This window comes from Virgibacillus halodenitrificans (assembly GCF_001878675.1).
Classification (GTDB): Bacteria; Bacillota; Bacilli; order Bacillales; family Amphibacillaceae; genus Virgibacillus_Q; species Virgibacillus_Q halodenitrificans.
Window position 1 is genome coordinate 3,380,870 of sequence record NZ_CP017962.1, and the last position, 24,704, is coordinate 3,405,573.

Sequence of the window (24,704 nt, forward strand, 5' to 3'; positions counted from 1 at the left end):
ACTAAGCGTATTGAGCCCTTTAAAATTGGCAGCCTTTTTACTCCCTTGGAATATATCGCTTAAAATTGGCATGAAGTAATTATTTTACAGTTATACATATATATCCAGAAATAAATAAAAATACAGGATAGTTAACCACAATAGTTGATTTATCCTTTTTTTATTTATAAAATCTTATATATATACCAAGAATTGAGGTTTTCATTCTATGCAAACACCAAAAGTAACAATTGTCATATTTGGAGCAACTGGGGATTTAGCTAAGCGAAAGCTTTTCCCATCTATATACAAATTGTATCAAAATGGAAAAATTGACGAAGATTTTGCAGTCGTTGGCCTTGCACGCAGACCATGGACGAACGATGTATTCCGGGATAATGTGAAAGCCTCCCTTGATCAGGAAGTTTCAACAGATGAGAATGTAGACAAATTCATTTCACATTTTTATTATCATTCCTTTGATGTCACCGAAACAGATTCTTATAACAACCTCCATGGTCTTTTGGAGGAGTTGGAGGGAACGTATCAAACAAGTGGTAACAGGATCTTTTATTTGGCGATGGCACCAGAGTATTTCGGATCCATCGCAAAAAATCTTCAAAGCCATGGATTGAAAAACAGCCCTGGCTGGACACGCCTTGTTATTGAAAAACCGTTTGGGCATGATTTAGAATCTGCGAAAGAGTTAAATAATGAAATACGTGTCGCTTTTGATGAAGAACAGATCTACCGAATTGACCATTATCTTGGCAAGGAAATGGTACAAAATATTGAAGTTATCCGCTTTGCCAACGGTATTTTTGAGCATTTATGGAATAACCGCTTTATTTCTAACATTCAAGTCACGTCCAGTGAAAAGCTCGGTGTTGAGGAGCGGGCGCGCTATTATGATCATTCCGGGGCAGCAAGGGACATGGTGCAAAATCACATGCTTCAGATGGTCGCACTACTCGCGATGGAGCCGCCAATTAACTTATCTACAGATGAAATCCGCTCTGAAAAAGTACGTGCACTTCGTTCTTTACGAATGATTGAAAAAGAACAAGTGCAAGACTACTTTGTTCGTGGACAATATGGCAGCGGACATTTGGATGGCCAAGAACTTCGCAGTTATCGTGAGGAAGCAGATGAACTTGCTCAATCTAATACAGAAACATTTGTAGCAGGAAAAGTAATGATCGATAACTACCGCTGGGCCGGTGTTCCTTTCTATATTCGAACCGGAAAACGAATGGCAGAAAAATGCACTAAAATTGTAGTTGAATTTAAAGATATCCCTATGAATTTGTATTATAAGGAAGAGCCGAAGAAGCATCCGAATTTGCTTGTCATTAACATACAACCGAACGAGGGAATAACACTTTATCTTAATGCGAAAAAAGCTGGTGCTGGATCGATTGCTCAACCAATTCAACTTTCCTATACAAATAATGGGATAGATGGTATCAATACACCGGAAGCTTATGAAAAACTGTTGTATGACTGTATGATTGGTGATACAACCAACTTTACTCATTGGGATGAGGTAGCATATTCGTGGCGCTTTATTGATTCTATTTTATCCGGGTGGGCTGCTACAGAAGCTGACTTCCCGAATTACGCATCTGGTTCGATGGGTCCGAAAGCAGCTCATGAGCTTTTAGAAAAAGATGGCTTCCATTGGTGGCAGATTTCAGAGGAAGAGTAGATCTTAACTAGTTGGATTTAATTAACCTTGGCACTGTATCGTTTGATGCAGTGCTTTTTTGTTTGGTTATTTGGCGTGCGTGGTGGTTGATGGGCTGTCAGGTAGTTAGGGAGGTTATTGTTGCTGTTTGCTCTCTCATTTGGGTCTGGGGTCTCTCATATTTTGGTTTGCTCTCTCATATGAGCTTGGGAGTCTCTCATATTTTGGCTTGTTCTCTCATATGAGACCCTGGCTCTCTCATATTTTGGCTTGCTCTCTCATATGTCCAGCGCTCTTATTAAAGTTGCGCTGGTGTGGCGGCAGGGTGCACTGTCGCGGGTAACGGATTTGCAGTCGCGGGGGCGACGTGCTCTGTCTCGGGTGAGTGCTCAGCTGTCTCGAGTGGGACGTGCGCTGACTCGGTTGATCGCTCACTTGTCTCGGATAGGACGAACTTTGTCTCGGGTGTATGCTTACTTGTCTCGGGTGCAGCTAAACTTTCGCGGGAAACAGCTAAACAAAAAGCCTCCACAGCTGTGGAGGCTTTTTACTATGCTTCTTTTTTCTTTTGTCTTTTCTTCTTGCGTCCTGTGATTTTTTTCGTTAGATCATCGAATAAGGTGTAAACCACTGGAATAAGCAATAGGGTGAACATACTGGAAACACCCAGGCCGAATATAATCGTTACAGCCAATGGTTGCTGTGTCTCAGCGCCCTCGCCTAATGCGAATGCGAGAGGTACCATGGCTAAGATCGTTGTTAATGTTGTCATTAATATTGGGCGTAACCTGCTTGGACCTGCTTCCAATATGGCTTCATAGCGATCCTTCCCTTTTCGCCGCAGTATGTTAATATAATCCACTAATACTATGGAGTTATTTACAACAATACCAGCGAGCATAATGATCCCGATAAACGCGGGGATACTTAATGAGATTCCAGCTATGAATAATCCCAACAGAACACCTACTACCGTTGTCGGCATTGCAAACATAATAATAAGTGGGAATAGGAAGTTCTCAAATTGGATTGCCATTACCGCGTACACTAGGAAGATAGAGAATATCAAGGCAATTGCCAAGTCGCCAAATGATTTGGCCATATCCTCTGCCTGCCCCCCGATTTCATACGTGTAGCCTTCTGGCAGATTCAAGCCTTCCAAATTACTTTCCACATCAGATACGACACTTCCTAAGTCTCTGTCGACAACTTGGCTAGTCACATTCATCTGTGGTTGTTGATTTTCCCGCAATAATGTAGCAGGTCCATTCATTTCATCAAATTCGGCAACTTCTTCTAAAGGAATAGTAGCACCACTTGATGATTGAATCTTCATGTCCTGTAAATCACTAATGGAACTGCGCTTATCCTCTGGATACATAAGCGTAACATCCATCTCCTGGCCATCCTCACGATATTTTGTTGCCACCTGACCTGTAAATTGCAATTGAATCTGCCCAAGAATTTGTTCCTGTGAAAGTCCATACATTGCCGCTCTTTCATCATCAATAACAATGTTCATTTGCGGAACACCTTCAGCCGCACCGGACTCCGCATTGTAGACTCCTTTTACGTCAGAAATTTCCTTAACAACCTGATCTGCTAATTGGGACAGCACTTCATGCTCCGGTCCGTTCAGTTGAATCTGAATCGGATCACCAGTACCCATGCCACCGTCCATCGCACTCACAGTAATTTCAGCTCCAGGTATATCACTCAAATCTTTATCCATCTGCTGAACAACCTGGTCTGTTGATTTTTCTCTTTCTCCAGATGGGATCAATTGAATGGTAAACACAGCTGAATTGGCTGAACCACCTTCACCAAAATCACCACCGCCTATGCTAACATAGTTTGTTTCCATGATATCTTCATAGTCAGCAAGTTTTTTATTTACCTTTTCTGTTATTTCTTCTGTATGTGCCAGCGAGCTACCTTGATCTGTTTCAATCCGTACTTCCATCTGCCCTTGGTCCGCAGAAGGAATAAACTCTGCACCAATAAACGGAGTTAGTGCAAGACTTGCTACAATTGCTAGAAAAGTAGCTGCAATTGTTGTCTTGCGATGGCCAAGCACCCATTTCAAAACACTGCGGTATTTACCATTCACCCAATCAAGGAAGCGATCAAACCAATAGCGGCGCCCTCCATTTTCCATTGCTTTGGAGAGTAACTTGGATGAAAGCATTGGAACAAGTGTAACAGCTACTACCAAAGAAGTAATGAGCGAGAAGGAAACTGCCAATGCTAAAGGTGTAAATAAATCGGAAGCAATACCTTCTACATAAATAATTGGTAAAAATACAACCAGAGTGGTAGTCGTCGAAGCTATTACCGCTGGCGCAAGCTCTGATGCACCTTTAATTGCTGAATCGATTAAATTATAGCCTCGTTGTCGATAGGTATAAATATGCTCGAGAATAACAATCGAACTGTCCACCATCATACCAAGACCTAATGCAAGCCCACCGAGTGTTAAAACATTTAGCGTCTCTCCAGTGAAATACATCAGAGAGAACGTTGTAATAATTGCAATTGGTATCGATAAACCAATAACAATTGTTGCTCTTATACTTTTTAGGAATAAAAGCAAAATAAATATTGAGATGATTCCACCAATGAGTATGTTCTGAACAACGGATTTAATGGACATCTGAATAAACTCAGACGTGTCAATAACAACGTTTAAATCCACATCATCCGGTAGATCTGCTTTGATTTCATCCATACTCTCTTGAATGTTCTTAGCAACATCTACTGTGTTACTGTCTGTTTTTTTCATGACAGATAATACGACAGAAGGTTTACCGTTAACCAATGTAACGCTGGATTCATCTTTATACGTATCCTTAACTTCAGCTACATCTTCTACATGAATTTTTGCTCCTGCTTCTGTTTGCAGAATGGTTTGCTTAATGTCTTCTATTGAATCAAATTCACCTGTTAAGCGTAGCTGTAAATCCTGATTGCCCTTTTCTACCGTACCAACCGAAGCAGACTGATTGGCACTGGAAAGGGTTTGGGTGACGGCCTGTGCTGTTACACCATATTGCGTGAGTTTGGACTGATTGAGAATGAGTTGGATTTCTCTTTCTTTTCCACCTTCAAGAGAGACAGATCCCACCCCGCCTTGACGTTCAAAGAAAGGCACAATCTGGTCGTCTGCAATTTCAGTTAAAGCAGCAGCATCTTTACCGGTTAAGCCTACCCACATTACCGGGAGCTGATCCGGGTTAAAGCGCATAATTCGGGGATCACCCGCCCGATCTGGCAATGCCCCTTTAACTTGATCAATACTTTCTCTGACATCAAGTAAGGCTTGGTCCAAATCGGTTCCATTACTGAACATCATGAGTACTAAGGATGACCCGGATTGAGATTGTGATTGAACGGTCTCAATTCCTTCCACCGTACTCACAGAGGATTCTATCGGTCTGCTAATTAAATTTTCTACTTCCTGTGGAGCAGCATCCTGATAAGATGTAGCAACAACAGCAACTGGAAGGTCAATCTTCGGGAATAGATCGATGGTTAAACTTCTTACCGAAACGATCCCTAATGCCAGTACTGCGAGTACAATCATAATAACTCCCACAGGTCGTTTTACGGATGTTTGAACAAGCTTCACTGTTTATTCCCCTTTCGAAACCTTTACCTGATTTCCATCAGACAAGGTCAGCTGACCACTCACGACAACCTTGTCGCCAGACTTAACGTCACCCTTTATTGCCGTATGGTCTGATTGTGTCTCCACAATTTCAACTTTTTTCTTTACTGCTTTATTGTCTTTTACAATATAAATAAACGATGCATCACTTTCTTCAACGATTGCTGAAGTCGGCACTGTCAATGCATCTTCCACTTTCTTCTCCGTGATATGTACCTCCGTAACCATACCAGGCAAAATCTTTTCATCTTCATTTTTGATTGAAATTTCCACAGGGTAAAGTCCGGTATCGTCTGGCAGACTGCCAATGGATGTTACCTCCGCATCATATTCTTGGTCATCAATCATTGCCTTTAATGTTTCTTCCAGCTTAAAAAGAGAACGCGCATCTGCCGTCACTGTTACTTTAACCTTCATTGGGTCCATATCTGTAATTACTGCGAGTGGCTCTTCCGTTGGAGTTGTTTCTCCCTCTGAAACAGAAAGACTTGCTACTTTTCCGTCTCTCGGTGCACGGATATTTTGTTTACCTTGTGGTGTTGAAATCTTGGCGATAATATCATCTTCCTCAACCATATCACCATTCTTTACTTCCAATTCATCTACTTCCCCTGGCACCTGAACCATGATTGGAGACGTACTGTTTGGCGAAGTCCTTCCATATAGTAATTTTTCAATAATCATATCCTTTTTCACAACTTTGGTAACCTCTACAGGCGTTACTTTCTCTTTGTCATCACTCTTATTCTCTTCTTCATCATTACAAGCAGCAAGCAAACCAATAATGGTAAATGTTAAAAGAATAAGTATTCCAACCCGTAATTTTTTCATTCTCTTTTCTCCTCTCATATACAGTCAATTTAATAATTCTACATTAAAAATATCGGCAAGCTGCTCAATTTCTAATTGCAGCATTGGAATAGCTGAAAAATGAGCCAGCAAGCCCTGAATAATTATTGGTGAAGGCTCTTCTTTCACTGCCTCTTCCTTTATCGTCTCCACTACTTTTTTGAGCTGAGCTTTCTTGCTAATATCCAAATTTAAATCATTTAGTTTTTTGCCTATACCAGCAATAACATCATCTAAAGCAACTTGATTCAGTTGCTGTTCATAACGATATGTATCAGGGATATTTGCTGCTGACAGCAAAGGCTTTTCCTCTTTCTCCAACATCCCTTGAACAATTTCATCCAAACGGCGGATAATAAATGGTCCTATTTCATTTTTATCAACTTGAATGTTATCTATAACCATCCATTTAAGATAACCATTAAGCAATCCTTCTAATTGAATAATTGTATCGATAAGTAGATCATCAAGCTTACTACCGTAAATTGCCGTGATTTTATCCTTCATCCAGTAAAAATTTTGCAATTTCATTTCTTTAATTATCTTATCCGTATTTTCTCCTATCGAAATGTTTTCCCTTAAATGCATTGTTATTAAGTCTTTGTAGCTAGCAATATATTCCGTTAAAACAGCTATTTGATTTGCCAAGCTCTCTCTGGCAGGTTGCTTTTTCTCGTCAACCTCACTCATTTTCTCTTTTATCTGTGTATAAAAGTGAGAAAATACCGTTGTAATAAAATCCTCTTTTGATTGGAAATAAATATAGAAAGCACCTTTCGAGACGCCAGCTTCATTAGCTATTTCCTGTATAGAAGTCTGATGATAGCCCTTCTGAGCAAATAATTTCATACCTGCCAGTAGCAAAGAAAGCTTCTTCTCATTCATGTTCTCACCTGTTTCTTGTACGGTTTTCTATCCCGTTTAGTTTCATTCAATTAATGACTGACTGGTTAGTCACTTATAGCCACATCTGATTGCTCCTTTATATTACATGTGTGTAACCTAGTATTACAAGTAGAAAGATTGGATTTTTCTTCAATCCAAATATAATCGCTCTTCCATTAACTTTTTTTTCACAAAAGTAAAGGCCCCTCGAAGTAAAAATAGACAAAGCGTCGCCACAGTAGTTTTTGCCATATATTGTGATTGTCAATCCTCGAGGGGAGAGGTTATACCGACATCGCCAGCCTTGAATACTGCTCTACCAATATATTTAGATAACCAAACCTTCTAAATTAAATTAACCGACTGGTCATTTTCTAGTTTAACCAAGTAAAAGAAGCATTACCAAACAGCCTAATGTCATTTTGGCGAGCAACTAGTTGACCTGTACGAATATATTGAAGGTCTACGGAACGGTGAGAAGCCTCAACAGGTATGTCTGTCCCATCCTTAAACAAAATATAAGTCTTATTAAAGCGTTCTATACACCCTCGAATATGCTGATAAGCGACCCAAATACAAGCCTCGTTTTTTATAGAAGCTGTTGGAAACATATAAATATTTTTTTCAGGGATAATTCGAACCGGTAATTTATTTTTTAATTGAAGAATATGTTTGGATTCGATTTGCCTTCTTTTTAATGTGGAGCCATAAATAATGCAATTTTGGTCAATAATTTGTTCCGGTCTGAATACGCAGGATGTTTCTTCTTCGGAACCTGCTTCTATAATAGAAGAGCGAAAATGCGTGGAATGCTTATGTAGTGATATCGCTTTTGTTTTATTTGTAATCGTGTATAGTTTCTTCAATTAGTCTATTCCCCCTTATCTATATAAGACTATATTACTATGAACATTCAGATAAAGGAATCTTCTTGGCTTTTAGAAAGAAACGTTTTATCAGTTCCAATTTCGGGTAATGTTAGAAAGTTATTTTCAAAAGGCAAGAAAAACTGGAAATAGAAATGAATAGTTGTTTATAATAGGATGAGTAACTAAGTTGAGGAGGAATAAGACATGACAAAACAGACAGCAAATCAAGAGAATAACAAAGGCTTCCTTTCAGGTACCTTCTTCGGAATAATTATTGGGCTACTAACCGCCATCTTTTTAACTCCGAAGTCCGGGAAAGAACTACGAGGAGACTTAGTGTACCAGGCTGGCTCTGTAAAAGACAAAGCTATAACCAAAAAAAGTGATATTCAAAAGGCTACCCAAGTAAAGCTTTCTGAGATAAAAGAAAACAAGATTATGCCTGTTGCAAAATCTGAACAGAATAATAACGAAGAAGAAAAAGCTGCTTCTCCATCTTCAACAGAAGCCACCAAAGCCAATCCGGTTAATGATGTAAAAGATAGTGAACAAGGTGCTCAATTACAAGCAGATCACATGCAGGATGCTAAAGGTAATGATGACAAAAAAACTTCACCAGAAGAAGAAAAAGCTTCCCAGAAGAAGAACACAAAGAAGAAAGATGCCGATAAAACTGCTTCCAAGCCAAAAGAAGAACAGAAGCCAAAGGCAAAAAGTGCTGCAAATAAAAAAAGCACTGCAAACTCAACAGCAAAACAAAAAACAACGAATTCAACAAAGAAGAACACAGGCTCAGCTGCTAAGAAGTCAGGTAGTACAACTAAAAAAGCCACTTCTACTAAAAGCACAGCTACCAAAAAATCCACTACTGCAAAAAAGACAGAAGATAATTAGTAAAGGAACAGGAACAAAAAGCAGAACGGTCTCTATTAAATTAGAGTGCTGTTCTGCTTTTTAGATATAAAGGGAAGCTCGTTCATGATAGCTACTTCATTAATTATTGGTTTCCTGCTCCACCATTCATATCGTTATTATCTTTGTTTTTGTCGCCATTATTATTATCATTGCCCATACCATTGTCTTCTTGATCTTCATTCATATCGATATCCTCATCAATACCGTCACCGTTCATATCATCATTGTTATTCATGTCATTGTTTTCAGCAGGATTATTATTGTTGTTGTCATCCTCCTGATTTAACGGTGCCTCTTCTTCTACAGGATCTGTGTCATTAGTTGTACCACAAGCAGCAACAAGAGACAAAGCTAGCACTGGCGCACCAAGCTTAATTAAAAACTTCTTATTCATGTTGAATTCCTCCTTTGTATGTTCGCTATCGATTTTAGCTTAACCAGAACTAGAATTGTGATACTACTTTTTTTATAAAAAATTCTATTTTTGATTTAGGAGGATTATGTGATGTTAAAAGAGAGGGCATTTACCGTAAAGGGGATATTTTATTATTGGATATTTAAAAATTACATAGATAATATTGGCAGAAGAAAGCATAGTAACTGCCGATCTCCTGCCTTGATAACTTATTTTATAGCAAACATGATCTCTGCTTCACAGGCCACTTCACCATCAACAGTGGCAATTCCTTTTCCTTTACCAATGGCACCTTTAAACCGTATGATTTCAACCTCTAATTTCAGCTGATCACCTGGGCGAACCTGTTTTTTAAATCGGCATTTATCAACACCTGCAAGAAAACCAAGCTTCCCTTTATTTTCTTCCTTACCTAAAACAGCCATCGCACCAACCTGGGCTAAAGCTTCAATAATTAATACGCCTGGCATGACCGCATATTCCGGGAAATGTCCTTGAAAAAAGGGTTCATTTGCACTAACATTTTTCAACCCTACAACACGCTTTCCTTCCTCCATTTCAGTCACTTTATCCACCAAAAGAAAAGGATAGCGATGAGGTATTGTTTGTTTAATTTGCTCTATATCCATCATATTTGTTCCTCCTATATGTTATGTATTTTTGTCCATTATACCAGAGAAATGTTTCATTTTACTTATAAAAAGGTAATAGAGAGGTAGTTGCAAGTATAAAAATAGTTGTTTTAGTCAACTTTAAAATAATCTGTTTGAAAGGAGGAGAATGTATGTGGACATTACTTATTATTTTACTAATCCTTTGGGCACTAGGTTTTGGATTTGATGTAGTAGGAGGACTTATTCACATTCTGCTCGTGATTGCCCTTGTTGTTTTAATTATCCGTCTTATCCAAGGCGGTCGTGGAAAAGTTTAACTTTTGCTTGCATAATATAACTGCCGCAGAATAAATTAATCGGCAGCAGAGCGAGATTATCCGCCGTAGAATAGATTAATCAACAGGAGTGCGAGATGATCTGTCGTAAAAAAATTGAGACAACGCAAATTAGTTCGCATTGCGAATGATTGTATTAACCCACATTTATATTAGAACCATATAAAAAAGCACAAGCGCCTTAAAGGTTGCTTGTGCTTTTGTGCTATTCTGTTTTTGTTACAATATCAATAATGTGCTGCCAAGTGTCTTTTTTTAGTGCATCCGTCGGAGTACCGTCTCCTATGACTCCATAGCCAATCATTAATCCAGCTGTTAGAGCTATCGCACAAAGAAGAAGAACGACAATGATACGGAGCCAGATTGGAAAAACCCGAAGTCTTGGTCGTTTATTATTTTTCTTTTCTTCCCTCTGTTTCTGCTTCTGCTGGTTTCTTGATGTCTTTTTTGCAGTGTCCTGCTCATTTGACGCAGAATCTCCCACGTTGGTCTTTTTTTGACTGTCTTTATGGGAATTTCTTGTCTGCTTCTCTTCAACTGGTCTTTCTGCTTGTTTAGTAGTCATAATCTTGTTTCTCCTTACATCCCGACAATGCCCTTTGTTATTATTATAACTATAGTGTATTTTCAGGTTTTTAGTCAATAGCTTCTCTATTGATTCCAATATGAAAGAGCCTTATCTGACTTGGTTAATTAACCCCATCATCTGATCACTCATGGAAATTGTTCTAGCATTAAATTGATAAGAACGTTGGGTCATTATTAAATCTGTCATTTCTTTTGAAATATCGACGTTAGATCGCTCTAAAGCACCATTTTTTATAATCTCAGTTCCAGGTTCGACTCCTTGCATAACCTCAAATGGCTGATACCCAAGCTCCGCCATATTTGCCGGAAGACGGAATGAGTTGTTACCAGTAGCTTCTAAAAGACGTGGTCGAACAGCTTCAACAACCGTAATATTTCCAGCAATTTCCGTTTGATCCCCACGCTTAACTGATACCTGACCATTCGGATGGATATCGATTGAGTCAAACCCTGCTGGAATAACGATAGAACCATTTTCCCCAATAATCGGATTCCCATTTTTGTCTGTAAGCATGACATCCTCATTGTTATTTATCGGACTTAGATAGAATGCACCATCACGTGTATATTGGGTTTCCACTATCCCATTCTCTGTCACTTGAACTTGAAAGAAATGATTTTCCCGCAACAGAGCTGCATCAAGCGTACGGCCGGTTTCCGTGATCGAACCCTGATTTAAATCAAAGCTTGGTGTACCAAGCTTTGCGCCAGATCCAATTCTTACGCCCTCAGGTGTCAATCGACCTACCGCATTTGCTTCATCTTTTAGGTTATCTATTTGCTGAAATAACAAGGATGAAAAGTCTGCGCTACGATTTTTATACCCTGTTGTTTCACTGTTTGCCATATTATTCCCAATGAGATCAAGTTTAGATTGTAATTGATTCATTGTTACAGCTGCTTGTATCATTGTTCTTGACATGTGTCTCCTCCTTCACTTCATCATCGCCTGTTATCCGATTCGGCCAATTTCACTAACTGCTTTGCCCATGCTTTCATCATATGCTTTTAATACACGTTGATTTGTCTCAAACATACGATATGCTTCCATCATTTGGGTCATGGATTGCAGTGAATCTACATTCGACCGTTCCAGAAAACCTTGCTCTATTTTAAATGAAGTTCCGGCTGGTACAGGATCCGCCTGCCCTTGATAGAGACCATTACCCTCTTTTACAAATGTGTTTGCATTCTCTGTATAAGCTATACCTAAAGGGATAGTCTGCCCTTCTGTCTGGAGAAAACCGTCTTGAGTTACAGTAAATTCCATTCCATTTGTCTGAATTTGATTACCTTGTTGATCCAACACATAATAGCCCTGCTTTGTTACAAGATAGCCTTGCCCGTCGACTGTAAAATTGCCATTACGCGTGTATCGCTCTTCCCCTGACTCATTTTGAACAATGAAAAATAAATTTCCTGTCTCCTCTGGGAGTGTACCGTTCACAAGTGCAAGGTCCGTAGATACACCTGTTTCACGTAAATCACCCTGAACATAATTGGGAATGGTTTCTTGAACATAAACGCCAGTATTCAGTGAACCTATGGATTTCTGTACCGGAAGCTTATGACCATGTTTTGTAGGAATATCCATTTCACCTACTTGTTTAATAAGTAACTCAGGAAACGATTTTAACGCTGTTTGATCAGCTTTATAACCTGGTGTATTGGCGTTTGCTATATTGTTTGATAAAGCTTCTTGTTGACGCTGTTGTGCAATCATCCCACTGGCAGCTGTGTAAAAACCTCTTAACAAGACGGCTCCTCCTTCAATCAAATTATTTCTATTTTATAGGTTTATTGTATGATTAGTTAGGGTAATAGGAAGCATAGATACTATTTTCCTCACCGGTAAATCAAACAATTTTCCTGCGTTCGATTTTATCAATATTATCAAGCATCATGCCCGTGCCTTTTGCTACACAGTTCATTGGCTCTTCTGCCATAAACACCGGAACCTTTAATTCTTCGGCAAGCAATTGATCAATACCATGAATTAAAGCTCCACCACCTGTGAGGATAACACCACGATCAATGATATCTGCAGATAACTCAGGAGGGGTGCGTTCCAATACAGTTCTCGCTGCTTGCACAATAAGATATACAGATTCACGAAGTGCTTCCTCAATCTCTGCAGAATATACTGTAATGGTTTTAGGAAGTCCTGAAACCATATCTCGGCCACGAATTTCCATTTCTTCTGTACGAGAACCTTTAAACACAGTTGCAATATTAATTTTTATGTCCTCGGCAGTTCGTTCCCCGATTAACAGCTTGTATTTCTTTTTAATGTATTGAAGAATCTCCACATCAAATTTATCCCCAGCCATTTTAATGGACTCTGATGTAACAATATCACCCATGGAAAGAACAGCTACATCTGTAGTGCCTCCACCAATATCAACAACCATGTTTCCACTTGGCTGGAATATTTCCATGCCTGCTCCAATTGCAGCGACTTTAGGTTCTTCCTCTAAATAAACCTTTTTACCGCCTGACTTTTCAGCAGCTTCTTTAATTGCTTTCTGCTCCACCTTTGTAATATTTGTCGGGCAGCATATAAGCATTCTCGGTTTTGATAAAAATCCTTTTACATTAATCTTATTTATGAAATGTTTTAACATTGCTTCTGTAACATCGAAATCAGCAATTACCCCATCTTTCAATGGACGAATCGCTTCAATGTTTCCTGGTGTACGACCAACCATTCTACGTGCCGCTTCTCCAACTTCCAAAACTTTTCCAGTAGTTCGGTCCATCGCAACAACAGAAGGTTCATTTAATACAATTCCTTTACCTTTTACATGAATTAAAACATTGGCAGTTCCAAGGTCAATTCCAATATCTCTAGAAAACATGAATCTAGATCCTCCTAGCATAAAAATACTATCTCACATTTTAAACACAATGCTACTAATATAATATTTTACCACAATTTTCAACAATTAACTGCAATTTGAAGAAATTTTTATGTAGGAAATCTGTCTTATAAACCTGTCTGAAGATTGTTGCGCTTTGTGGCTGATTACTTCTCCCTCCGGCGGATTATTCTGCTCTCCGGATGATTACTTCTCCCTCCGGCGGATTATCCTGCTCTCCGGCTGATTGCTTCTTCCTGCGGCGGATTGTTCTGCTCTCCGGACGATTACTTCTTCCTGCGGCGGATTGTTCCGCTCTCCGGACGATTACTTCTCCCTCCGGCGGATTGTTCTGCTCTCCGGACGATTACTTCTTCCTGCGGCGGATTGTTCCGCTCTCCGGACGATTACTTCTCCCTCCGGCGGATTATTCTGCTCTCCGGATGATTACTTCTTCCTGCCGCGGATTGTTCCGCTCTCCGGATGATTACTTCTCCCTCCGGCGGATTATTCCGCTCTCCGGACGATTACTTCCCCTTCTGGCGGATTATCCTGCTCTCCGGATGATTACTTCTCCCTCCGGCGGATTATCCTGCTCTCCGGACGATTACTTCCCCCTCTGGCGGATTATTCCGCTCTCCGGACGATTACTTCTCCCTCCGCCGGATTATTAACATCAAATTTCTTAAAAGATCCTTTAATTCATTTAAGTAATTAGAGGATTTTATACAATATTGTCGAATACATATGTAAATCATTGAAAGGAGAATTTTAAAATTGCATGTTAATAAAAGACTAAAGCCTTATTCAGTATTATGCTATGAAGCCCTTTTCAGACAGTTGAAGCCTCAGCATCGAAACAATAGTACTATCAACCAAGATTATTTATTCCATTTAGCTGGATATAGAGGTGAACAGCTTGTTGATTATCAGTTAAGCACCCACCCTCTAAGGCATTTCCACATTTATAAAGGATTAAGGTTGAAAGTAAATAACAACCCTTTCCAAATTGATACTTTACTAACTTCTACTAAATTTTTTCTGAATATAGAAGTGAAAAATATGAAAGGAATACTAAATTATAATTCAGAATTAGACCAATTGACACAAACGTATAACAATAGCGAAAAAGGCTACCAAAGCCCTGTCCTCCAAACGTTCTCTCATGAAATGCAATTAAATTTTTGGCTCCAGCAAGTCACCTCTTTCCATGGTATTCCTATTGAATCCCTTGTAGTAATTGCTGACCCCGCCACTATTGTTAAAAACCCGAAAAATGATCCCACATTTAACGAAAAAGTGATATATGCTAACAAGCTTATTCCAAAAATAAACGAACTAAAAGCAAAATATACTAATAATCGAATAAATAAAACTGGTTTACGACAGATTCATGAAGCTATTTTGAGATGTGATACACCAAAAAAACCTAATCTAATTAAGTACTATAAATTAAATAACTCTCACTTTTTAAGCGGAATAGAGTGTTCCAACTGTCACCACTCTCCTTTAAAAAGAGGGAGGAAAAAATGGTACTGCTGTAAATGCAATCTTTCTGATCAAACAGCACATGCCCGTAAGATCCTTGACTATTTTTTACTATTTAACCCCACTATTACCAATAAAGAATGTAAGTTGCTTCTACAAACTGAATCCGATAAAACAGCTTATACTGCATTAAAATCAATGGAACTTTTCGAAACTGGTAGTAATAGAGGGAGAAAATACCATGCTCCTCCTTTAGAAAAATATCCACAGCATTCCTATGTTCCAAATAAAGAAAGAAAACCCACTCTCACTCAGTAAAGTTTCCCTGAATTGTATGTATAATAAATTATTTAAAGCCGTAATTTATACTCTGGTAAAGAGGGACAAACCTACTGCCGATTGTTCTTCCCTCCGGCTGATTATCCAGCTCTCCAGCGGATTGTTTCCCCCCTCCTGCCAATCAGCCTCCCCTTAGAGCGAGCACAGCCCTTCTCAGGACATAGAAAATCCAGCAACAGATATCTATTGCTGGATTTTCTATTAAGTATATGGATACACCTCTTTCATTAATCACCTCCCCAAGCTGCTAGTTAAAGGTTACCCTACTGGTCTTGGCTGATTCTGTTTTCCAGTTTCGCTTTCTGGTTCAAATTTGTATTTTTTTCTAGTTGCTTCTCCGCCACGGAGATGACGGATTGATTTGTGATATTCCAATACTTCTTTTACCTGATTGGCCAGCTCTGGATTTATTTCCGGTAAACGTTCTGAAAGATCTTTGTGTACTGTGCTTTTCGAGACACCAAATTCTTTTGCTATCACACGGACAGTTTTTCTCGTTTCCACAACATACTTCCCTATCCTGATAGTCCTCTCTTTGATGTAATCATGCACACCATTCGCCTCCCTAGTTGGATATTTCCGAGGTGTGGGTTTGAGACAAGGTGTAAATGTAGTGGCATATATTTTATTTGCATGTACAAGGAACTAAGTATTTGATTATGTAAGCTTAAGCAAATGATCTAGAAACATGTCACTAGATAATTTATCCAATTTTCAGTTATTAATAAGTAAAGGCAGGCTGTCTTTTATCTATTTCAGAAGTGCCACACAAGCTCTCACCTCAGACATTTCTGATTGCTTGGTTTGTAACATTTTATTACAAGAAGAAGAGGTTTATGATTATAATTTTAATTATTCGTTATAGGACAAGAAGTATTTTCAAAAGGAAGTCGGAAAACTTATATGAAAAAGGTCCAGCTTTCTCTTAGAAATCATTTATTCTTCTTTCTTACATTTAAATTAAAATTGAGTAAAGTACTGGTTTAGCTCCAAAGAATTAATCAACATCACCGAAATCAGGATCAGATTTAATCGTATCACCGGCAGCAGTACCTGGATCAGTCGTAATTGTAAAAGAAAGCGAAATTAGGATGATTAAGAGAAAAAACTTCAACTTTTTCATTAAAATTCCTCCTTGGAATGTTTGATCTGAAAAAGCCGGACCTTTTTACGCAGGAAAAAAGACCTAGTTTGCGAGGAGAAAAGAGAGGAGATATTAAATCTCCTCTTTACTGTTCATTTTCTTTAGGGCGGCAAGTGGTAATTTACTGAAAAAGTGGTCACTTCTTTTTTCAATAAATTCTCTATAAGATTTTAAAAGAAGTTGTTTATCTTGCTTTGCCCTCCCCATATAATATAGCTGAAAAGGACTGTTTAGTGGAAGTTCCTCAAGTATCTCAATGGCATTCTGGTTATTTCCTTTGGCAATTTCAATATGTGCCTGTTCACTTTTATCCTTTGTGTAGATGTTGTCCACCCGATTCCAGTGAGCTGCAAGAAAAGGAATATTTCGTTGTAGTATCAAATAATCATATTTTTCTATATGATGGTGTTTTGCCAGTTCCAATGCTTGGTGAAAATGGTACATACCTTGTGTATACGAATCAAATGTATAGGTTAAGCCCAGCTTAATATGTGTACCTATTTTAGTCATTGCATTTGTAGATTGGTTTAGCAACCGATAGCCAAACTTTCTTGCCATAATCACTTGATCTCTTAATGTATAATAAGTAAGCAAGATTTGGTAGAGTCTGACATGGAAATAATTGCGCAATACATTATCCTCTACTTCATTGAAAAGCTGAGGCTGATTATACAGAAAGTTACCTAATTTTGAATACTCTTGGAGGTCATAGTGCAAGGTAACGCGTAGCAGTTCAACTAAGCAGGTCAATTCAGGTTCCTTCGTTCGAATAAAATTTAGTCTGCCTAGTAATTCACGTGGTGGGGTCTGTTTTTTTCTTCTCTCAAGTGTGTACTGATAAACAAGTGCCCATTTACGGTTTGAAGTATAAGAGGATTGGTGATTTTTTAAAATGAGTGTCTCCAGCTCCGTATAAAATCCATTCATATACAAGAATTCCATCCCTGTCTTTTGAAGTTCCGGAGAGTTTGTTTGCAAACAAATTTCTTTTATTCGTTTTTTTGTAATCATCTCATCCTTATATTTCTGATAGAGCACTCCCATTAATTGCGACAAAGATAACTGATCCAAACCCGACAGCTCAACCTTCGAATTGAACATATGGAAGCTCCTTTCATATCTGGACAGATATTTTAATGTGCCTGTTATATTGTTACAAAATTCAACAATTATTGCACTTCTCTTAATATTAACATACTATTAGATCTTATTATACTTCATTCTCATATAAAAAGCCCGAAGAATGCCCTTTATTGTTGGGAAAATTCTTCAGGCTCTATTAAATATAGTCAGGGGGCATGCAGGACCTGAGTCATACAAAATTAGTACTTTTCAAATCCCTGCATGATATAAATTAGATTGTTTCTATTAAACTACGTTGAATGATCACAGCAATTTATGCACTTGCTGAAGTATCATTCGTTTCTTCCTTGCCTTGCTCTTCTTGCTTATCTGTATCCGTATTTGTTTCGTCATTCTCTTGAGTGTCTTCCTCTTGAGTAGGTTCTGTACTGCTGTCCTCTGTCTCAGTAGCTTCTGTTTGTTCTGATTGATCTTCTGCTTTATCTTCCTCAGCTACTTCTTCAGTAATATTCTCAAGCTTGCTTACTGGCTGATTGAAATAGGTTTCTGGGTTCACTTCTTTACCGTCTTTTCTAAGTTCGAAATAAACGTGTGTTCCACTGTCTTTTCCAAATAAGTTCTTTCCGGCAGTTCCTAATAGATCACCTTGCTTGATCTTTTCACCAGCTTTAACCTTTACCTCTCCAAGACTAGCATAGTACGTCATTACATCATTATCATGAGACAGTACAACGACATTTCCTAGCAATGGGTCCTCTTTCACTTCTGTAATAGTTCCACTTAGGGCAGCTACTACTTCAAAAGTTTCATCATTAGCAGAAGCAATATCTACTCCTTTGCTCTGATAATACCTGTTGTTATAGAGAACCAATGCACTTTCCTGGTCCTTTTGTTCCGCGTTGTAATCGAAGAATTTAGTTACGATTTCTGCTTGATCTTGGTTTGTTACAGGCATCTCTATAACTTCTTGCTGATCCATTACAGGTTGTGCATCTTCGTCATTTGGATTTGGCGAAAAGCCTTCTTCCTGATTGTCAATTTGGTCCTGGGCATCTGGAATCTGATTATCCAAGTTTTGATACCATACAACCACTGACAATAGTACTGCTGCTATTGTTAAATAGAGTGCCGGGAAAAACCACTTTTTCCGAAAAATGTTACTCCACTTATTTTTTGGAGTTCCTTTGTTTTCCTCATTCATAGATCATCACCTCAACAACCATTCTGATCAGAAAAAGGAAAATCTATACATCTCTTGAAAAAATTTTTGAAAAAAGTGTATTTAATCGTTTTATTAGGGTAAATTAAGCAATTACCAGATGGAGGAAGTGCCGTTAATGCCCTTTTTGGGAGATAATAAGCTTCATATAACTAAAATAAATTATTATTTCCAGCCGCATCTCTGTCTCCTGCAGAACCTATTATCAATTGTTTTGAGTTATCTTGTACTATTTAATTATCTGTAGAGTTGGAGTAAAATGCGACGTAGTGGATATGATTTTCTAATCTCGCTACGGGAAAATATTACGCTTTCCGCGGGCGGCCTGCGAGCCTCCTCGAACTCGGGCCTGCAGGATGCTGGTTACAAAGGCGTTGTCACAGGACGTGACGAACTTAGCCTTTGTTCCTAATTAGTTCCGTTCTGTGGGGTCTCGCTAGTCTCGCTTTTCCCGCTGGACAAGGAAAGCTACGTCAGCAAGGCATCGCACGAAGAAAATGTGTATTTCCATTTTCGAGGAGTCTACATATTTTCCCTCCGCTAAGGTGTATATCTCAAAGATTAAAGATAAGAGCTACTTATTCAATTCTTAAATACCTCAAATTAATCAATAGCACATACCAATTGATTGGAATGGAAGATGGCAATCTAAAAACGCCACGTCCTGGGACTGCGTTTCCTCGTCCCACCGAAAACATTTGTGGCAACGATTGCATGACCAACGTCCTGTTGGCCCACGACTCCTGCCGGAATAGCATGAGGCGAAGACCCTGGACGGAGCGTAGCGGAGGAAGCGGCTGAGGCCATGCCGGCGGAAAGCGTTCATCTTTAATGGAAATCAATGGCGGTAGATGATCATCAAAACGTATTAAAATATATTTTAGTAGTGTATCTTTTAGAAACAGTGATTTACAATACTTACAGTTACGTCGCAATATATAAATTTTGCGAAACAACTTTCAATCCCTAAATATAAAGAAGCAATAAAAAAAGCCCTGTCTATTTAGCGACAAGGGCTGGAGCTGTATCTGTGACCGTGCTTATCTCTACTCCTTTATAATAATGATTCACAATGTCCTTATATGTCTTCCCTTCTTTTGCCATCCCATTAGCACCATATTGGCTCATTCCAATTCCATGTCCATAACCTTTGGTAGTGAATATCAGATGGTCATTTTTTTGTTTAATTTTGAAATCGCTTGAGCGCAATTCTAACTTTTCCCTAACGACTCTTCCTGAAAACTTATGCCCATCAATCATCAGTTCATCTACCCGATTGCTTTTCGTTCTGGTTACTTCCATGACCAGTGACCCACTCTTGTTTAATTCCACTTTCATGGCGTTTTCAAATTGGTTTAGTGTAAATATTTTTTGATCTAAAAATTTTGGCGATGATTTATCCCAATGACTCTCCACACTGCGTAAGTATGGAAGTTCATTTTCCCAGTAGTCCTCCGAGTTTTCCGTAAAACCATTGCTTGTAGAGAAAAATGCAGGAGTTATAGGTTGGCTATTGTATGTTAGTATCTCACCCTTCGTTTCCTGGACTGCTTTCTTTATTTTATCTATTTTCCACTCATAATCGCTTCCCCACTGACGCTTTAGCTCCTTATCATCCTTATAAACCTGATGTTGGACAGTATCCGTTACATCCGATTCTTTCTTATCGTTTTCATTTGTGTGGAGCTTATGATTAACAATATACGTACGCGCCGCCAAGGCTTGCGCTTTCAATGCCTCCAATTCAAAATCAGCAGGCATTTCTGAAGCAATTACCCTGGAGACATAGGTCTCTAGAGGGACATTTTCTACTTCCTCGGATGTCGATCGCATAACTGCTACCGAAAATGGTGAAGCTTCTGTTTCTTCTTGCGGAGTCTGGGCAGTTTGCTCTTTTTCCACCATCCTGCTTTCATTTTCACTCTCTTTCCCAAATGGAATTACAATGAGCGTAGGGATAATTAGAATGATAAAAAATAAACTGGATATCATTAAAATTGTAGGGAGCTTCCATGTTGCTGCTGTTTTAGGCTTGTGAAAAGCTGTTTTCCTTTTCCAGGGCGGAATTTTTTTGGGAAGTGTTCCTTTGTATGTTGCCTTTTGCTTCGATTTTATTTTCTTTATGATGGATTTGTTCTTCGCTGAATGATACATATTTGGTTTTTTCAATGCCATCCCCCTTTGCATTCATTTAGTCTAGTATCCCTACTATTAAATGTATACAAAAGGGGATTTCAATAGAACATAAGATTTAGAAAACCTTAGCATGCTGTGGTTCAATTTTTTTCGTCTGCTCTTTAGTAAGCGTACTATCATAGAGATGACATGCCACATGATGGTCTTTTTCTACTTCTTGCCATGCTGGACGGAGTTCGGAGCATACCTCCATTGCCATCGGGCAGCGTGTCCGGAAAACACATCCACTCGGAGGATCGATTGGACTCGGCAATTCTCCTTCGAGGATAATCCGCTCTCTCCTTTCTTCAATATCCGGATCTGGTATTGGAATCGCTGATAACAAAGCCTTAGTATAAGGATGTAATGGGTTATCATAAAGCTGCTCACTTGTGGTTAACTCCACCATATTGCCAAGATACATAACCCCGATTCGATCCGATATTTGTTTCACCATAGATAAGTCATGGGCGATAAATAAAAAGGTTAAACCTTTTTCAGTTTGAAGCTCCTTCAAAAGATTGACTACCTGAGCTTGCACAGATACATCCAGCGCCGAGATTGGTTCATCCGCAATAATAAAATCAGGATTTAATGCGAGTGCTCGTGCTATTCCTATTCGTTGCCGTTGTCCGCCACTGAATTCATGCGGATACCGGTTAGCATGATCACGGTTAAGACCTACCTCCTCCAATAGTTGATAGACACGATCAAGCTGTTCTTTTTTATTTTTGTATAATCCATGTACTTCCATTGGTTCTGAAATAACCTCTTTCACAGTGGAACGGGGATTAAGAGAAGCATATGGATCCTGGAAAATCATTTGCATTTTACGATAAAAGGTAAAACGATCCTTCTCAGACAATGCATGAATATCATTTCCGTCGTAAATAACATCGCCTTCTGTTTTATCATACAGACCGAGAATCGTGCGACCAATGGTAGATTTTCCACATCCCGATTCTCCTACAAGTCCAAATGTTTCTCCTTTTTTCACATAAAAGGTAACCCCATCTACTGCCTTAAGCACCTTTCCTTTTCCCATATCAAAATGCTTTTTCAACTGATTTACTTGCAACACTTTATCGTCCATATTATTACTCCTTATTCTCATGCCAATAGCGGCATGCGGCACATAGCTCTTTTTCATATTTTGTTCCTTCTAAGTTGATAATTTCAATCCCTCTACCCGTTTGCGGTGAATGCAGCATCTTTCCATTGCCATAATAGATTCCTACATGATGTAATTTTCCCTTTCCCTCTTCATAGGCAAAGAAAATTAAGTCCCCTGGAAGAAGCTCATTAAAAGCAACCTTTTTACCTGAAGCAGCCTGGTCGCTCGCATCTCTTGGTATTTGATAGCCATTTGCTTTGTGAGTAGCATAAGCCAGACCAGAGCAATCGTAACCAAACGAACTCATGCCTCCCCAAAAATAACTTAATTCTAAAAACGGTTCTCCTGCTTCCACAATTGCCTTACCTGTTCCTTGTTCTATGCCTAAAGATGTCGTGAATATCTTGATAGATGATGCATGAATATAACCAGATCCGACTGGGGTTTTTACTTTTATTCTATCTTCCTGAACTTCTTCTATTGGCAGGAAGGTCATATAGCTGAGTTTCATTAACTCTTCACCCTTATCGGATGTGAGCCAAGCCTTATCACTGATAACGGCAGCAGTAAGTTCGCTTTCCCACTCCTCTTTTTTCACTTGTGTCAATTGTTTTAGGGGAACCCAGCCCGGGTAGCCACGTTCATCCTTGTTAGAAGGCTGTGAGGGGATAACTACTCTTGCCCACTCTTCCTTTATTTCATCAATAAGTACTGGCTCACCATATAAAAGTTGGGATTGAACACGGTTCTCGTCACAAAGTGCCAGTTTTTCCTCATGTGTGAGGTTCGCAATCCACTTATCTATATTCGTTGGGGTAGTCACGCCAGCTGTATCCACATCTCTAGCAGACTCTGGGGATGTCCATACCGTTGCAACTTGAACATTTGTTACCCACATTTCATTAGGGAATAAGTCAATTTGCTGTTTTATCATAGTAAGAACTCCTTTCCTATATATTAAGTTTTTCTTTCTTATGAGGTTGGTGCTCTCTCATATGGGGTGCGGGCTCTCTCATACTTGGTGATTCTTTCTCATATGAGATGCGGGTTCTCTCATATTTGGTGATTCTTTCTTATATGGCGTGCGGGTTCTCTCATATTTGGTGATTCTTTCTCATATGAGATGCGGGCTCTCTCATATTGGGTGATTCTCTCTCATATGAAGTGCAGGCTCTCTCATATTTGGTGATTCTTTCTCATATGAGATGCGGGCTCTCTCATATTGGGTGATTCTCTCTCATATGAAGTGCAGGCTCTCTCATATTGGGTGATTCTTTCTCATATGAGATGCAGGCTCTCTCATATTTGGTGATTCTTTCTCATATGAGGCTTCCGTTCTCTCATATGCATCTGAGATATACAACGTTTTATTGCTGGTTGATAATATATTGTTTATTAATTTTCTTAATACCCAATCCAGCAGCTGTACCTAAACGGATTACTTTTCCTTCATATGTAACTCCGCCCTGAATAAGATCGTCTGTAAGCATGAGAGGGGCATCAAAGTCATATCGTGTAACATTCGGTTGACTTGCTGCAAAATGAGCAGCTGCTGTTATACCAAGCCTCGTTTCTATCATACTGCCAACCATACATTCTACTCCATAGGCTTGAGCAAGTGTTGCGATTTTTAATGCCTGATGAATTCCTCCAGCTTTCATTAATTTAATATTAATCAGGTCTGCTGCCTTATTTTCTAATATTCGCTTTGCGTCAAGAGGAGAAAACACGCTTTCATCTGCCATAATTGGTGTCTCTGTATTGTCTGTTACATATTTTAACCCTTCTATGTCATATGCATTTACCGGCTGTTCAATGAGTTCAATATCCAATCCAAGGCTTTCCATCTGCCGAATGGCTTTCACAGCCTCCTTCGCGTTCCATCCTTGGTTTGCATCAAGACGAATAAGCGTATCATCTCCAATTTCTTGTCGTATAGCTTGTATTCGCTTCACGTCCTGCTCAATCTGATCCTTGCCAACCTTTATTTTTAACACGTTAAACCCATTATCTATGTACTTACGTGCGTCTGCGGCCATTTCCTGTGGAGTATTTACACTAACGGTATAATCTGTTTCAATTTCCTTCCTATATCCACCTAAAAAGGAGACAAGGGGGGTACTTGCTGCATTGGCGATACAGTCATAAAGAGCAATATCAACCGCTGCTTTAGCACTTGGATTTCCTACCATACTTCCATGTAATTTTTCAAAAATCTGTTCACGTGCATCTATATCCATTCCTAATAGCAAAGGCTTAAATACTCTATTTATGGCAAAATCTATACTTGCCAAACTATCACCCGTAATTACATGTGTCGGAGGCGCTTCCCCGAAGCCTGTTACTCCTCCTTCACAGGTGATTTTTACAACAACAGACTCAGCAATTGTCACTGTACGTAATGCGGTTTTAAATGGGGTATGTAGAGGAATAGCTGTTTGGAATGTTTCTATGTTTTGAATTTGCAAGGTGTCTCCTCCT

Annotated in this window: 22 protein-coding genes; 4 read left to right on the forward strand and 18 right to left on the reverse strand. The window is 39.1% G+C overall.

Features of this window, described 5'->3' with window-relative positions; translation table 11 throughout:
* The first annotated feature begins 208 nt into the window (after positions 1-208).
* Complete coding sequence (gene zwf, locus BME96_RS16790) at positions 209-1,687, forward strand: glucose-6-phosphate dehydrogenase (RefSeq protein WP_019378024.1); 1,479 nt, start codon at positions 209-211, stop codon at positions 1,685-1,687.
* Between the two features lie 529 nt (positions 1,688-2,216).
* Here the strand turns inward: zwf and BME96_RS16795 are convergent.
* The 4 genes from BME96_RS16795 to BME96_RS16810 all read right to left on the reverse strand — a co-directional run bounded on the left by BME96_RS16795 (position 2,217) and on the right by BME96_RS16810 (position 7,933).
* The gene (locus BME96_RS16795) at positions 2,217-5,294 is read right to left on the reverse strand and encodes an efflux RND transporter permease subunit (RefSeq protein ID WP_071649704.1); all 3,078 of its coding nucleotides are present in this window, start codon (positions 5,292-5,294) and stop codon (positions 2,217-2,219) included.
* 3 nt (positions 5,295-5,297) lie between these two features.
* Positions 5,298-6,164 (reverse strand): efflux RND transporter periplasmic adaptor subunit, encoded by an 867-nt coding sequence (locus BME96_RS16800; protein ID WP_071649705.1) that lies wholly within the window; start codon positions 6,162-6,164, stop codon positions 5,298-5,300.
* A 24-nt stretch (positions 6,165-6,188) separates the two neighbouring features.
* Positions 6,189-7,067 carry a TetR/AcrR family transcriptional regulator gene (locus tag BME96_RS16805; protein ID WP_060678156.1) on the reverse strand — a complete coding sequence of 293 codons (879 nt, stop codon included), beginning with the start codon at positions 7,065-7,067 and terminating at the stop codon, positions 6,189-6,191.
* Positions 7,068-7,441: 374 nt separating this feature from the next.
* Complete coding sequence (locus BME96_RS16810; RefSeq protein ID WP_071649706.1) at positions 7,442-7,933, reverse strand: competence protein ComK; 492 nt, start codon at positions 7,931-7,933, stop codon at positions 7,442-7,444.
* A gap of 207 nt (positions 7,934-8,140) precedes the next feature.
* Between BME96_RS16810 and BME96_RS16815 the strand changes: the two genes are divergently transcribed.
* A complete protein-coding gene (locus BME96_RS16815; protein ID WP_060678154.1) occupies positions 8,141-8,830 on the forward strand; it encodes a YtxH domain-containing protein in 690 nt (229 codons plus the stop codon).
* Positions 8,831-8,933: 103 nt separating this feature from the next.
* Here BME96_RS16815 and BME96_RS16820 read toward each other — a convergent pair whose 3' ends face one another.
* Together BME96_RS16820 and fabZ are read right to left on the reverse strand one after the other, a co-directional pair.
* Positions 8,934-9,245 carry a hypothetical protein gene (locus tag BME96_RS16820; protein ID WP_071649707.1) on the reverse strand — a complete coding sequence of 104 codons (312 nt, stop codon included), beginning with the start codon at positions 9,243-9,245 and terminating at the stop codon, positions 8,934-8,936.
* Between the two features lie 230 nt (positions 9,246-9,475).
* Positions 9,476-9,898, reverse strand: coding sequence for a 3-hydroxyacyl-ACP dehydratase FabZ (gene fabZ, locus BME96_RS16825; RefSeq protein ID WP_019378015.1), 423 nt, complete (start codon positions 9,896-9,898; stop codon positions 9,476-9,478).
* A gap of 152 nt (positions 9,899-10,050) precedes the next feature.
* On the opposite strand from fabZ, the gene BME96_RS19690 reads away from it, so the two are divergent.
* Positions 10,051-10,197, forward strand: coding sequence for a lmo0937 family membrane protein (locus BME96_RS19690; protein ID WP_019378014.1), 147 nt, complete (start codon positions 10,051-10,053; stop codon positions 10,195-10,197).
* Positions 10,198-10,420: 223 nt separating this feature from the next.
* On the opposite strand, the gene BME96_RS16830 is transcribed toward BME96_RS19690, so the two are convergent.
* From BME96_RS16830 to mreB, 4 genes are all read right to left on the reverse strand, one after another.
* Complete coding sequence (locus BME96_RS16830; protein WP_019378013.1) at positions 10,421-10,780, reverse strand: DNA-directed RNA polymerase subunit beta; 360 nt, start codon at positions 10,778-10,780, stop codon at positions 10,421-10,423.
* 111 nt (positions 10,781-10,891) lie between these two features.
* Positions 10,892-11,725: a flagellar hook-basal body protein gene (locus BME96_RS16835; RefSeq protein ID WP_060678153.1), complete on the reverse strand. Its 834-nt coding sequence runs from the start codon at positions 11,723-11,725 to the stop codon at positions 10,892-10,894.
* A gap of 30 nt (positions 11,726-11,755) precedes the next feature.
* Positions 11,756-12,559 (reverse strand): flagellar hook-basal body protein, encoded by an 804-nt coding sequence (locus tag BME96_RS16840; RefSeq protein ID WP_071649708.1) that lies wholly within the window; start codon positions 12,557-12,559, stop codon positions 11,756-11,758.
* A 100-nt stretch (positions 12,560-12,659) separates the two neighbouring features.
* Positions 12,660-13,661 (reverse strand): rod shape-determining protein, encoded by a 1,002-nt coding sequence (gene mreB / locus BME96_RS16845; RefSeq protein WP_019378010.1) that lies wholly within the window; start codon positions 13,659-13,661, stop codon positions 12,660-12,662.
* Positions 13,662-14,438: 777 nt separating this feature from the next.
* Between mreB and BME96_RS16850 the strand changes: the two genes are divergently transcribed.
* The gene (locus tag BME96_RS16850) at positions 14,439-15,467 is read left to right on the forward strand and encodes a nuclease-related domain-containing protein (protein WP_071649709.1); all 1,029 of its coding nucleotides are present in this window, start codon (positions 14,439-14,441) and stop codon (positions 15,465-15,467) included.
* Positions 15,468-15,746: 279 nt separating this feature from the next.
* Here BME96_RS16850 and spoIIID read toward each other — a convergent pair whose 3' ends face one another.
* The 8 genes from spoIIID to BME96_RS16885 all read right to left on the reverse strand — a co-directional run bounded on the left by spoIIID (position 15,747) and on the right by BME96_RS16885 (position 24,691).
* Positions 15,747-16,040: a sporulation transcriptional regulator SpoIIID gene (gene spoIIID / locus BME96_RS16855; RefSeq protein WP_019378009.1), complete on the reverse strand. Its 294-nt coding sequence runs from the start codon at positions 16,038-16,040 to the stop codon at positions 15,747-15,749.
* A gap of 445 nt (positions 16,041-16,485) precedes the next feature.
* Complete coding sequence (locus tag BME96_RS20085; RefSeq protein WP_019378008.1) at positions 16,486-16,611, reverse strand: hypothetical protein; 126 nt, start codon at positions 16,609-16,611, stop codon at positions 16,486-16,488.
* 93 nt (positions 16,612-16,704) lie between these two features.
* Positions 16,705-17,733 carry an AimR family lysis-lysogeny pheromone receptor gene (locus tag BME96_RS16860; RefSeq protein ID WP_019378007.1) on the reverse strand — a complete coding sequence of 343 codons (1,029 nt, stop codon included), beginning with the start codon at positions 17,731-17,733 and terminating at the stop codon, positions 16,705-16,707.
* Positions 17,734-18,028: 295 nt separating this feature from the next.
* On the reverse strand, positions 18,029-18,916 hold the full coding sequence (locus tag BME96_RS16865) for a stage II sporulation protein SpoIIQ (RefSeq protein WP_071649710.1): 888 nt from the start codon (positions 18,914-18,916) through the stop codon (positions 18,029-18,031).
* Positions 18,917-19,933: 1,017 nt separating this feature from the next.
* Positions 19,934-21,103 carry a stage II sporulation protein D gene (spoIID, locus tag BME96_RS16870; RefSeq protein WP_197035835.1) on the reverse strand — a complete coding sequence of 390 codons (1,170 nt, stop codon included), beginning with the start codon at positions 21,101-21,103 and terminating at the stop codon, positions 19,934-19,936.
* 82 nt (positions 21,104-21,185) lie between these two features.
* A complete protein-coding gene (locus BME96_RS16875) occupies positions 21,186-22,202 on the reverse strand; it encodes an ABC transporter ATP-binding protein (RefSeq protein WP_071649712.1) in 1,017 nt (338 codons plus the stop codon).
* A 4-nt stretch (positions 22,203-22,206) separates the two neighbouring features.
* A complete protein-coding gene (locus BME96_RS16880; RefSeq protein ID WP_071649713.1) occupies positions 22,207-23,157 on the reverse strand; it encodes a C40 family peptidase in 951 nt (316 codons plus the stop codon).
* A gap of 433 nt (positions 23,158-23,590) precedes the next feature.
* Complete coding sequence (locus BME96_RS16885; protein ID WP_071649714.1) at positions 23,591-24,691, reverse strand: dipeptide epimerase; 1,101 nt, start codon at positions 24,689-24,691, stop codon at positions 23,591-23,593.
* Between the last annotated feature and the right edge of the window lie 13 nt (positions 24,692-24,704).